This is a genomic window from Ruminococcus sp. RTP21358st1_G6_RTP21358_211008 (assembly GCF_040908885.1).
Lineage (GTDB): Bacteria > Bacillota > Clostridia > Lachnospirales > Lachnospiraceae > Blautia_A > Blautia_A faecis.
This window is the reverse complement of the sequence record NZ_JBDGDM010000053.1, coordinates 18,795-31,442: the sequence shown is the minus strand read 5'-3', so window position 1 is coordinate 31,442 and position 12,648 is coordinate 18,795. Positions and strand designations below refer to the sequence as shown.

Genomic DNA, 12,648 nt, shown 5'->3' with positions numbered 1-12,648 from the left:
GCCAGTCAGTAGTCTTATTGTACTCTGAGGTATTTTCAATTTTCAACATCTACGTTTTTTATTATACAGGAAGCTCCATTTCTGAATATTTCACTGTAGTTGACTGGAGCGTGTTTGAAAAGGCATTCTATCATCTATACGCTCCACTTTGATGCCTGATATGGGTTATTGTAACATTTTCCCATAGGGTTAGTCATCTATAAAACAAAGATATATTCTTAATTTTTTGTAAACTGACTGCATAAACAAAAAAACAACCAGAATTTAATATAGACCTAGCTATATTTCTTCCGGTTGTTTTACATCAATATATTTTCAACAGATATCATGCAATTTCGGATTTTATCAGCCCGTGATCACACCGCCGCCAATGACTACGTCTCCATCATAAAGCACAGCTGCCTGCCCTTTGGTGATAGCTCTCTGGGGCTCATCAAAAATGATGTGTACACTATGTTCTCCAGTAACTTTTACAGTTGCCCACTGCTCCTTCTGGCGGTAACGAACCTTGGCTTTGGCGCGAAATTCTGCCGGCGGGGTATCAAAGGAGATGAAATTAAAGTCTTCCACATCCAGTTCGCGATGGAACAAATCCTCATTATCTCCCAAAATCACGCGGTTCTCTGCCGGACAGATTTTGGTAACGTAAACCGGCTTCCCGGCTGCAATACCAAGCCCCTTTCGCTGACCTACCGTGTAGCCAATAATTCCTTTATGATGCCCAAGCACATTTCCGTCTTTATCTGTAAAATCGCCTGCCGGATAGTCTTTTCCTGTAAACCGGCGGATAAATCCAGCATAATCCCCATCTGGGACAAAACAGATATCCTGGCTGTCCGGCTTATCTGCGTTATAGAAATTCTGCTGGTCTGCGATCATGCGGGTCTGATGTTTATTCATGTCTCCAAGTGGAAACATGGTGTGTGCCAGCTGCTCCTGAGTAAGAGAGTAAAGAACATAACTCTGGTCTTTTGCAGGGTCAGCTGCTTTTTTCAGAAGATATCTTCCATCTTCCCGCTTTTCAATTCTGGCATAGTGTCCGGTTACTACATAGTGACAGCCTAATTCTTCTGCACGATGGTAAAGGCTGTTGAATTTCAGGTAGCGGTTGCAGTCAATGCAGGGGTTGGGAGTTGCACCGTTTTCATAGGCTGCTACGAAGCGGTCCATAACTTGTTTTTTAAAATCTGCGGTGAAATTAAACACGTAATACGGGATTCCAAGATTATGTGCTACGCTCCTTGCATCCTCCACATCATCCAGAGAACAGCAGCTTTTTTTGCGGCTCACACCGGCATCTTCATTCTGGAAAAGCTTCATGGTGACACCGATGCAGTCATATCCATGCTCCTTCATCAGGTAAGCGGCCACTGAAGAATCTACGCCGCCACTCATGGCGATCAATGCTTTTTTCATATTGTCTGATTCCATATTTATACCTCATAAAAACTGAAAACTATTACTATTTAATGTGTTTAAGTCCCAGCCGACACACAGCATTTGGGCAATGTGTATTACTCCAGCGAGCCATTTCAGGCGCGCTCTTAGCGTAAGCGAAATCCAGCGCTTACGGAGACTTATGCGTGAGGGCTCTCCCGAACGCATTAGTCGCAGTTAGCGATTAGTTCGCTGGAGCGTTGCGCCGGCGAGTGAGTAATACACATTGTCCAAATGCGTCCCTCCTGACGAACTTTTAATCAACTAAATAGCAATCTATTCTAATAATCATATCTTGTATCATACACGATTCTTTTAATCCTCGCAATGCTTTTTCCGCCAATCATCTGACATTCCGCGGAGTTGTTCCACCACCTGGGGAATCACTTCCAGCATATAATCGATTTCTTCCTCAGTATTGGAAATGTCAAGGCTGATTCTGAGGGAGCCCTGGGCGATTTCAGGAGCGAGACCAAGAGAAAGAAGTACAGGGCTTGGATCCAGGGCACCTGATGCGCAGGCAGAACCAGAAGAAGCACAGATTCCCCTGCTATCCAGAAGAAGCAGCAGGCTTTCACCGGATACACCTTCAAAGCAGAAATTCACATTACCAGGCAAGCGTTTCTCCCTGGAACCATTCAGTATACTGTAGGGAATCTGCGAAAGCCCCTGAATCAAACGATCTCGCATGGCGATAACCTTGGCTTCATTTTGTTCCATCAAAGTGCACTCTTCTTTCAGAGCAGCTGCCATTCCCATAATTGCCGGTAAATTCTCTGTGCCTGGCCGTTTTCCACGCTCCTGGCCGCCGCCCTCCATAAGAGAAGTCAGTTCAATCCCCCGTTTCACATACAATGCACCGATTCCTCTTGGGCCATGAAATTTATGTGCGGAAAGAGATAACATATCAATATTCTGTTTCTTCACATTTACCGGGATATGTCCTGCTGCCTGCACTGCATCTGTATGAAAAAGCACCCCGTGAGCACGGCAGGCTTCTCCAATTTCCGCTATAGGAAGAACAGAGCCAATTTCATTATTGGCAAACATAACCGTAACCAGACAGGTATCCGGCCGAATTGCTTCTTCCACCTGAGCAGCTGTAATATTCCCCTCTGCTCCCACATCCAGAAGCTGAATCTCAAATCCCTGCTCCTTCAGCCTTCTCAGAGTATGAAGCACCGCATGATGCTCAAACGCAGTAGAAATAATATGCCTCTTATTCTTTTTCGCCCCAAGCATAGCCGCTGACACAATTGCCTGATTATCTGATTCTGTCCCACCTGATGTAAAAAAAATCTCTTTCGGCATACAGCCAAGGCAACGTGCAATCTGCTCTCTCGCCGTCTGTAAGGCATCATTTGCTGCCATCCCAATCTGATGAATACTGGACGGATTTCCGTAACTATTCTCCATTGCAGAAATCATAGCCTTCATTGCTGTCTGACTTATTTTTGTGGTTGCTGCATTGTCTGCATAAATTCTAGGCATAACTCAAATTCCTCTTTATATTACATTTCAAGAAGCAGCACATTTCTCAGCTTCCTCGTAAGATCAAATGTCCCTGCATCTTTCTTCTGCATCATCATAAGAATCGTCATATTCTCCTTGGGAAAATTGGCGAAATAGCAGCCAAGCCAGCCATCCCAGCCATATTCACCCTCGCAGCATGCAAAGGGTGCCTTCCACGGATCCGTCATCACACGCATCAGATTTCCATAAGAATATCCATTCATCTCCCACCATTTTTCAAACCACGCCTGCTGACATGATATAAGCTTGTGGGTGGTCATATATTCCACAGAAGCAGGCTTAAGGACCTGTCTGCCCTGAAAGCTACCTTTGTTTATCAGCATAGCCGCAAATCTGGAATAATCCTCAATGGTGGAAACAAGCCCTGCCCCTCCGGCTTCATAAGCAGGCGGTACGTCCATGGAAAGACGGATTCCCAGACTGTTGTCACGGAATTCTTTCATTTCACCGGCAGTCTGCTCATAAGTCATGGCCAGTCTGTCCAGCTTCTCACCTGGAACATAGAAATCTGTATCTTTCATTCCCAAAGGCACAAAAAGCTCTTTCTTAAGAAATTCACCGTATTTCATGCCGGAAGCCTTCTCCACCACTGCTGCCAGAATATCTGCGGATACCCCATACTTCCAGCGCTCTCCGGGCTGAAACTCCAAAGGACATCTGCCGATCTTATCTGCAAATTCCAGTGTTGTCATGGGATGCTCTGTATTCAGACGTGCATGTATTTCTTCCATCACATTTCCAACGGCAAACTCTGCGGCACTGCTGTTTCCGCCATAAGTCAAACCACTGGTCATAGACAACAAATGATAAACCGTTACATTATGCCATACTGGTGCCAGTCCGCCAGGTACAGACACCATCTGGTCTGCAAATCCCGGAATATATCTGGAAACCGGATCTGCCAGATCAATTACTCCTCTTTCAAATAAAATCATGGCCGCTGCCGCTGTAATCGGTTTCGTCATGGAAAAAAGACGGAATATGGTATCCCGTTCAATCATTTTCCCATTTGCTTTATCCGCATAGCCACACTGAAGATAGGCTTCCTCCTGGCCGTCCTTTATTACCATCATATTCATACCGGCAATCTGATTATCCTTTACTGCCTGATCCATAATCGTCTGAAGCTGTTTCTTTATCTCTTTTCTCATTTCTGACCTCCTGATTTATATATGGCAATGCCGCAGGTAAGGGGCATCATCTATATACTCATTCTGCATAAGGTTTAGAGCGTGTTTGAAAAATCATTTCCGCAATCTATACGCCTCAATTTGCAGAAACCCCTTTTTGAACACGCTCTACAGCATCGGTGCAAATAACCTTAGAATACTCTGCATCGCCCGCACTGCAATATTTCTTCCACGACAGAATTCCAAAGATACCGGATTACAATATTCCAGGGTATCTGTGAAATCCTTTTTAATATCATAAATCACCTGATTCCGATAGATCCATACACCATCCTCAAAGTGAAGATACAAGCTCCGGTAGTCCAGATTGATGGTTCCCACAACAGCGATCTCGTCATCACATACAAAGGACTTGGCATGTAAAAATCCCGGCTGATATTCATAGATTTTCACTCCTGCTTCCAGAAGCTGCTCGTAGTAAGACTGGGTAAGAAGAAATACCAGTTTTTTGTCTGGAATCCCAGGTGTCATCAGACGGACATCCACACCACTTTTTGCTGCGAGACAAAGAGCAGTCATCATCTCATTGTCAATAACAAGATAGGGTGTACAGATATACACATACCTTTTTGCACGATTGATAATATTCAGATAAACATTCTCTCCAACAGTCTCGTTATCCAGCGGAGAATCACAAAACGGCTGAATATATCCATCCCCTTCAAATGCCTCCGGATGCCATACATGAGGCAGATATTTCTCAAGTGAATGATCCTCACGGTTATTGGTAATCACATTCCACATATGGAGGAACATAGCAGTCATGTTCCAGACAGCTTCCCCCTTCAGCATAACCGCAGTGTCCTTCCAGTGTCCAAAGCGCTCCTTCTGGTTGATATACTCATCTGCCAGATTTACACCACCGGTAAATCCCACATATCCATCAATAATACAGAATTTCCGATGGTCACGGTTATTCTGGATAATATTCAGGATCGGACGGAAAGGATTGAACACCTGACACTTGATTCCTTTGGATCTCATGGTTTCATAATATTTATGAGGGAGCGTGGTAAGACATCCCATGTCATCATAAATCAGACGGACATCCACACCTTCCTGAACCTTCCTCTCCAGTATATCCAGTATGGTTCTCCACATTACTCCATCATGGATTATAAAATACTCAATAAAAATATAATGCTGTGCCTGCTCCAGTTCCCTTACAAGAACCGGGAACATGTCATCTCCAACCTGGAAATATTCTGCGGTAGTATTTCCGTGAATAGGATAACCTGCATTATGATATATATAATCAGACTGATTGCATGCAGATATATCTTCTGCCTCCAGAAGGTCATGTATTTCAGGATCTGTCTGTAAAAGATTACCGGACTTCATCAGCATCTCATTAAATCGATCCTGCATATAAGCAGCAATTCTGGAACGTCCAAATACAAGATACAAAACAAGGCCAAAAATTGGCAGGCATAGGATCAACATCGTCCATGCCAGTTTATACGAGGGATTTATCTTTCGATTCACAATTTTCAGAACAACCAGAATACTGATAACATCCAGAATAAAAGACATATATCTGGAATATCCTGCAAGACGCAGAAATATAGTCAACAGCCAGCCAAGCTGCACCGCCATGGCAAATATTACATAAAATACCCGGTTAAACAGAAGCTTGGCTATTTTTTTCAAAATCATCATAAGTTTATATTTTCTCCTTCATACACCGGTCAGCAACAAAACGGACATGTGGTCAGCCAGCGATATCACCATATATAAAAATCAGTTCTTCCCTGAAGACAATGAGCCAAATTTGAAGATATTGCGGGATTTAAAAATCCCTGACTGAATGCAGCCAGGGATTTTTGCGCACAATTAATTATATTTACGTTTTCTTGCGGCTTCAGATTTTTTCTTACGACGAACGCTTGGTTTCTCGTAATGCTCTCTTTTGCGGATTTCCTGCTGGATACCTGCTTTTGCACAGCTTCTCTTGAATCTGCGAAGAGCGCTATCTAAAGTCTCGTTTTCTTTTACGATAACGTTTGACATAGACTCACACCTAACCTCCCTCCAGTTGTAGATTGTGCTAAAATACAACTGTCTGGGTATTTTTCTTGCACGAACATTATTATATATCATGCACTCGGGGTTCGTCAACAACTTTTGGTTTAATTTTACAAAAATTTTTGACAAAATTTTGAGTGTTTTTTAGTGAATCTGTCCTTCCAGGATTCCGGCTGCTGCTTCGATTGCCTCGCCTGCCTTCTCCGGATTCTTTCCACCAGCCTGAGCCATATTCGGACGTCCGCCACCGCCGCCGCCAACGATTGCAGCAACAGCTTTGATCAGGTTTCCTGCATGTGCTCCTGCTTTCTGTGCAGAATCAGTAGCCATTGCAAGAAGGTTCACCTTGCCCTCATTTACTGCAGCAAGGACAACGACGCCCTCGCCCAGCTTCTCTTTCAGCTGGTCACCAAGATCACGAAGTCCGTTCATGTCAACGCCCTCTACCTTGGCAGCAAGGAGTTTCACACCTTTTACTTCTACAACCTGATTCATAACATCTCCCAGAGCACCCTGAGCCAGTTTGCTCTTCAGAGATTCATTCTCACTTGCAAGAGCCTTCACCTCACCCTGAAGATGTGTGATCTTCTCAATCATCTCGGAAGGGGTTGTTTTCAAAGCCTTGGCAGCCTCGTGAAGAAGTGCTTCCTGCTTCTTATAGTATTCCAGAACCCCGTTTCCGGTCAGTGCCTCAATACGGCGGACACCTGCTGCGATACCGGACTCAGAAACAATCTTAAACAGCATGATGGAGCTTGTATTTGCAACATGGGTACCACCACAGAGCTCTCTGGAGAAATCACCCATAGATACCACACGTACCTTCTGGGAATACTTCTCGCCAAACAGTGCCATAGCACCAGACTTCTTTGCTTCCTCAACATCCATGATATCGGTATGAACCTCAAGTCCTGCCTGAATCTGCTCATTTACAATTTTTTCAACTTTACCGATTTCCTCAGCAGTCATAGCTGTGAAGTGGGCAAAGTCGAAACGAAGTCTGTCAGCAGTTACAAGAGAACCCTTCTGCTCTACATGAGAACCAAGAACTTCTTTCAGAGCTTTCTGAAGAAGATGTGTCGCACTGTGGTTCTTCTCAATATCTTTTCTTGCAGCAACATTTACTTTCAGAGAAACGGTCTCTCCCTTGGAAATCATACCAGATTCCATATATCCTACATGACCGAATTTGCCGCCGCGAAGCTTGATGGTATCTTCTACGATGAATTTGCCATTTGCAGTCTCGATCACGCCGGTATCTCCAACCTGACCTCCCATAGTTGCATAGAAAGGTGTTTTCTCTACGAAAACAGTACCCTTCTGTCCTTCCATCAGGGAATCTACGATCTCAGCTTCTGTGGTAAGAACAGTAACCGGAGATTCAAAGGAAAGGTGATCGTATCCAACAAACTCTGTGGTAACAGAAGTATCGATCTGGTCATATACAGTAGCGTCAGCTCCCATATAATTGGTTACCTCACGGGAGGAACGTGCTTTCTCTCTCTGCTCATCCATAGCAGCCTTGAAGCCTTCCTCGTCGATCTCGTAGCCCTTCTCCTCAAGGATCTCCTTGGTCAGATCAAGAGGGAATCCATAGGTATCATATAATTTAAATGCGTTTTCACCGGAAAGAGTCTTCTCTCCAGCTGCATTCATAGCCTCTTCCATATCAGCCAGGATACGAAGTCCCTGGTCGATGGTCTTACCGAACTGGTTCTCCTCGTTGGTGAGAACGTTGAAGATAAATTCTTTCTTTTCTTCCAGTTCCGGATATCCATCCTTGGAACCGTCAATTACTTCTGCACTTAAAGTAGCAAGGAAGTTGCCCTCAATTCCCAGAAGTCTTCCGTGTCTTGCAGCACGGCGGATCAGACGGCGAAGTACATATCCACGTCCTTCATTGGTAGGCATAATACCATCGGAGATCATGAATGTCGCGGAACGGATATGGTCTGTGATCAGACGGATGGAAACATCGTCCTCATGATGTACCCCATACGGTTTGCCGGAAATCCTACTTACCAGGTTACGAAGGGAACAGATGGTATCTACATCGAAAATGGAATCTACGTCCTGGACAACAACAGCCAGACGCTCAAGACCCATACCGGTATCAATATTCTTCTGTTTCAGAGTTGTATAATTGCCATTTCCGTCATTCTCAAACTGGGTAAATACGTTGTTCCATACTTCCATGTAACGGTCGCAGTCACAGCCTACTGTACATCCCGGCTTGCCGCAGCCATATTTTTCTCCACGGTCATAGTAAATCTCGGAACATGGACCGCATGGACCTGCGCCGTGCTCCCAGAAGTTATCCTCTTTGCCAAATTTGAAAATACGCTCTGCCGGAATTCCGATCTCTTTATTCCAGATATCGAAAGCCTCATCATCCTCCAGATAAACAGACGGATAAAGACGGCTGGCATCCAGACCTACCACCTCAGTCAGGAACTCCCATGACCAGTGAATGGCCTCTCTTTTAAAGTAATCTCCAAAAGAGAAATTACCAAGCATTTCAAAGAATGTACCGTGACGTGCAGTCTTACCTACATTCTCAATATCACCTGTACGGATACATTTCTGACAGGTACTGACTCTTGTACGTGGTGGTTTCTCTGCTCCTGTGAAATATGGTTTCAGTGGTGTCATTCCTGCATTGATCAGCAGGACACTTTTATCGCCCTGTGGAACCAATGAAAAGCTTTTCAGAACAAGATGTCCCTTGCTTTCCATGAAATCCAGAAACATTTTTCGAAGTTCGTTTACTCCGTATTTCTTCATTTCAATTCTCCTCCTACGCAATAAAGAAGTACTTTCGTTACTGTAAACAATAACGTGCATTCCTCTTATTGGAATGCTTGCATGGTTTATATGATAGCATATATCTTTATCACGGTCAAAATATTTTTTGCATAAGTCGGGGACCAGTACAAAAATCTGTTTTCGCATCAACGATCAGATTTAGAGCATATCTGGTCCCCTTTTATGATCTTATTTTACAAATACTTTATTAAATTTCTTCTTTCCTCTCTTAAGGACAATACCGTCACCTGTGAGAGCGTCTTTGGAAAGTACATGTCTGATGTCCGTCACTTTCTCACCGTCAACGGAAACGCCGCCCTGCTCGATGGCTCTTCTTCCCTCGGAACGGGTTGTTACAAGAGCGGATTTTACAAGAAGGCTGATCAGGTCGATATTGCCTTCTTCGTCAAAATCCTCTGCTGCAAGCTCAGTGGTCGGCATATGCTCTGTATCAGCTCCGCCTGCAAAAAGTGCCTTGGCACCAGCCTCTGCCTTCTTCGCTTCCTCTGTTCCATGAACAAGCTCGGTAAGCTGGAATGCAAGGATCTCTTTTGCCTTGTTCAGCTGGCTGCCTTCCCATTTCTCCATCTCCTGGATTTCTTCCAGCGGAAGGAAGGTAAGAAGCTTCATGCATTTGATAACATCTGCGTCGTCCACATTTCTCCAGTACTGGTAGAAATCGAATGGAGATGTCTTATTTGGATCCAGCCAGACAGCACCAGACTGTGTTTTACCCATTTTCTTACCTTCTGAGTTAAGAAGAAGGGTGATTGTCATAGCATATGCGTCTTTTCCAAGCTTACGGCGAATCAGCTCAGTACCGCCAAGCATGTTGCTCCACTGGTCATCGCCACCGAACTGCATATTGCAGCCGTATTTCTGGTACAGCATATAGAAGTCATAGCTCTGCATGATCATGTAGTTAAATTCCAGGAAGCTTAAGCCTCTTTCCATACGCTGTTTGTAGCACTCTGCTGTAAGCATACGGTTAACAGAAAAGTGAGCTCCAACCTCACGTAAAAGCTCCACATAATTCAGGTTCATCAGCCATTCTGCATTGTTTACCATAAGTGCCTTTCCATCAGAAAAGTCGATGAAACGCTCCATCTGTTTCTTGAAACAGTCAATGTTATGCTGGATGGTCTCTTTCGTTAGCATCTGGCGCATGTCGGTTCTTCCGGATGGGTCACCGATCATACCGGTTCCGCCGCCAAGAAGGGCGATTGGTCTGTTCCCTGCCATCTGCAGACGTTTCATCAGGCAAAGTGCCATGAAATGTCCTACATGAAGGCTGTCTGCGGTTGGGTCAAATCCAATATAGAAAGTTGCCTTTCCGTTATTTACCATTTCTTTAATCTCATCTTCGTCTGTTACCTGGGCGATCAGGCCTCTGGCTTTCAGTTCTTCCCAAACTGTCATTTTATTTTCCTCCTGTAAAATAGATATATGAGCTGCTTATTCTCTCTTCACGAAAAAAGCCGCTGCAAATATAAAAAGCCCGGTTCTCATGCCCCTTTAGGACGAGAACCGGGTCCCGCGTTACCACCTAAATTTACAGAAAGCTCGCACTTTCTGCCTCGATAAGTGACCATACTGAAAATTTCTTCCAGACGATTATCCCCACAGACAATACTGTCCAAAAATAAATGTCTTCAAATACTCTTCAGAATTATCACCCCGGCATGATAACGTATGCCACTCCGTCACAGCCTACTGGATTTCTGCAATCAATCACAAGCGCCTGTCCGCTGCTGTCTCTGCCACTTCAAAACCGTTCGGTGCAAAGCTCCGGGATGTATTCACAATGGATCTCTGCACGCGCCTCTCACCATCCGGCAGCTCTCTGTGTGCTCTTTCCAAAGCTACTTGTTCCCTTCAAAGCCTTTCTCATTTAATACTTGCAAGTATACAAAGGCTGTCTGTTTTTGTCAAGGATTTTAGCTTTGTATTTTAGCAACTCACCGCGGTAAAGTTTGCTATTATCATTTATACTGTTTCTACATCTGTATAGCTACCTTTATACCCAGTCCACAAAAAATGTATGATCCTTGTATGTCTCATATACAACCTTTTTAAAATTCAATGGCTGTTTCCAGAATGCAGAAGTCATCATAAAATACTTATAATTAAAATCTTTGGCCTTGATTCCGCTTACTGTACGCGGTGTACCATTCAGCACATAAGCATTAAAACTGTCAAGTGCCTGCTGGGCAGCTTCATAAGCGCTTGCACGGTCAATAAACTGACCATTCAGACGTTTCAGCAACTGGTTGTTTGTCACGACTGAATACTGGGGGAAGGTAGTTCCCTGGTAAAGCACATAACGGACACTGGACGGAAACTCCTTGTCCAGAGTTCTGTTCAAAAGGCAGAGAGCAACTGCCTTCATACCTGCAATTCCCTGGTCTCCTGCCTCAGCCTCGCAGACAGCTGCCAGAATATCAAGATCAGACTTGGTTCCATCTGCAACTCCCGGATGACTCTTAAGCTCCTTCATAATAGTAAAATTGCGGCCACGTTTCTCATCATACCAGGTAAAGGTAATACTGCTGTCATTGTCATCCTTTCCTGAATCCTGTTTCTCGGAAGCAACACCATTGGAATCAAACGCGTAGGTCTTTCCTCCAATGGAAGCTGTAGTGTTTACGTACATCACGCCTGTTGTTCCAAAATAATAGCTGTTTCCATCCAGACTCAGCCAGCCGGTCTGCGCTTTGCCATCTGTGGTACTAAAATAATACCGCTTGCTTCCAACCTTACCAAAGCCTTTCTGATAACGGACTCCGCTGGTCTTGGAAAAATAATAGATATTTCCATCTACAGTCTTAAGTCCGGTATACATAATACCTGTGCTAGTATTAAAATAGCGGGTATATCCCTTAGAATCCGTGAACCAGCCGGTAAGCATCTGACCATTGCTCTTGAAATAACGTTTCTCTTTCTTAGCTGTGGTCTGCCAGCCCTTTACCATAGCGCCGGTTCCGCTGGTAAAATAATATTTCTTACCCTTTAAGGTCAGCCAGCCGCGGACAAGCTTACCATTGGAAGGTCTGAAATAACGGGTTACGGTTCCGCTCTTCAGAAAACCGGTGGCCATCACACCTTTTCCCTTGGTAAAATACCGGATGTTTCTGCCCTTACTGTCTTTTTGCCAGCCTTTTAACTGTACGCCTGTTTTTTTATTAAAATAGTATTTCTTGCCTTTCAGAGTCAGCCAGCCTTTCTGCTTGGCTCCGCTGGCTGTTATGTAGTAGGTCTTGCCGTTTATAGTCTTAAATCCGGCTTTCGCAGCCTGAACATCCCTTGTCATCAGAAAAACCGTACATAATGTGGCAATCACAAGCAGCACCAGAGCCAGACTTTGCTTTCTGTTTCTCTCTTCTTTTATCATAGCATTTTCCTCTCTTTGACCTGACTAATTCCGAAGCTTTCCCACCTCTGCTTTTCACAAACAGTTACTGTTTACTCCGTGACCAGTAACACGCTTCGCGATGCACAGAAATCATGCATTCGCATGATTTCGCGCTGAGATTCTCGGGTTTTCTGTGAACTTTGTTCACAAAAAACAGCGTTTGCTTCGCAGACTTAATTCTTAACAAATCAATCCTTGTTTTATATATTTTATGTCGAATTCTTTTCAAAGATTACAGAAATATTA

General features: G+C 44.2%; 8 protein-coding genes. All 8 read right to left on the bottom strand.

The window, feature by feature from the left end:
- Window positions 1-345 precede the first annotated feature (345 nt).
- The 8 genes from mnmA to AB5Z12_RS17270 all read right to left on the bottom strand — a co-directional run bounded on the left by mnmA (window position 346) and on the right by AB5Z12_RS17270 (window position 12,381).
- Window positions 346-1,431 carry a tRNA 2-thiouridine(34) synthase MnmA gene (gene mnmA / locus AB5Z12_RS17305; protein ID WP_226815611.1) on the bottom strand — a complete coding sequence of 362 codons (1,086 nt, stop codon included), beginning with the start codon at window positions 1,429-1,431 and terminating at the stop codon, window positions 346-348.
- Between the two features lie 321 nt (window positions 1,432-1,752).
- On the bottom strand, window positions 1,753-2,928 hold the full coding sequence (locus AB5Z12_RS17300) for a cysteine desulfurase family protein (RefSeq protein WP_148461977.1): 1,176 nt from the start codon (window positions 2,926-2,928) through the stop codon (window positions 1,753-1,755).
- 20 nt (window positions 2,929-2,948) lie between these two features.
- Window positions 2,949-4,121: a serine hydrolase gene (locus AB5Z12_RS17295; protein ID WP_148461976.1), complete on the bottom strand. Its 1,173-nt coding sequence runs from the start codon at window positions 4,119-4,121 to the stop codon at window positions 2,949-2,951.
- A 147-nt stretch (window positions 4,122-4,268) separates the two neighbouring features.
- Window positions 4,269-5,819 carry a cardiolipin synthase gene (gene cls, locus AB5Z12_RS17290; RefSeq protein ID WP_118578023.1) on the bottom strand — a complete coding sequence of 517 codons (1,551 nt, stop codon included), beginning with the start codon at window positions 5,817-5,819 and terminating at the stop codon, window positions 4,269-4,271.
- 174 nt (window positions 5,820-5,993) lie between these two features.
- Window positions 5,994-6,170 carry a 30S ribosomal protein S21 gene (gene rpsU / locus AB5Z12_RS17285; RefSeq protein WP_004222305.1) on the bottom strand — a complete coding sequence of 59 codons (177 nt, stop codon included), beginning with the start codon at window positions 6,168-6,170 and terminating at the stop codon, window positions 5,994-5,996.
- A gap of 159 nt (window positions 6,171-6,329) precedes the next feature.
- On the bottom strand, window positions 6,330-8,969 hold the full coding sequence (gene alaS, locus AB5Z12_RS17280) for an alanine--tRNA ligase (protein WP_173769068.1): 2,640 nt from the start codon (window positions 8,967-8,969) through the stop codon (window positions 6,330-6,332).
- Between the two features lie 210 nt (window positions 8,970-9,179).
- Entirely contained in the window at window positions 9,180-10,409 is a 1,230-nt protein-coding gene (tyrS, locus tag AB5Z12_RS17275; RefSeq protein ID WP_148461974.1) for a tyrosine--tRNA ligase, read from the bottom strand.
- 598 nt (window positions 10,410-11,007) lie between these two features.
- Window positions 11,008-12,381 (bottom strand): cell wall hydrolase, encoded by a 1,374-nt coding sequence (locus tag AB5Z12_RS17270; RefSeq protein WP_173769069.1) that lies wholly within the window; start codon window positions 12,379-12,381, stop codon window positions 11,008-11,010.
- Window positions 12,382-12,648: the final 267 nt, after the last annotated feature.

What these genes read in the sequence shown, in the direction of transcription:
- AB5Z12_RS17300 (WP_148461977.1), bottom strand. Translation starts at nt 2,928, where the DNA reads ATGCCTAGAATTTATGCAGACAATGCAGCAACCACAAAAATAAGTCAG.
- AB5Z12_RS17295 (WP_148461976.1), bottom strand. Translation starts at nt 4,121, where the DNA reads ATGAGAAAAGAGATAAAGAAACAGCTTCAGACGATTATGGATCAGGCA.
- rpsU (WP_004222305.1), bottom strand. Translation starts at nt 6,170, where the DNA reads ATGTCAAACGTTATCGTAAAAGAAAACGAGACTTTAGATAGCGCTCTT.
- mnmA (WP_226815611.1), bottom strand. Translation starts at nt 1,431, where the DNA reads ATGGAATCAGACAATATGAAAAAAGCATTGATCGCCATGAGTGGCGGC.
- cls (WP_118578023.1), bottom strand. Translation starts at nt 5,819, where the DNA reads ATGATGATTTTGAAAAAAATAGCCAAGCTTCTGTTTAACCGGGTATTT.
- tyrS (WP_148461974.1), bottom strand. Translation starts at nt 10,409, where the DNA reads ATGACAGTTTGGGAAGAACTGAAAGCCAGAGGCCTGATCGCCCAGGTA.
- AB5Z12_RS17270 (WP_173769069.1), bottom strand. Translation starts at nt 12,381, where the DNA reads ATGATAAAAGAAGAGAGAAACAGAAAGCAAAGTCTGGCTCTGGTGCTG.
- alaS (WP_173769068.1), bottom strand. Translation starts at nt 8,969, where the DNA reads ATGAAGAAATACGGAGTAAACGAACTTCGAAAAATGTTTCTGGATTTC.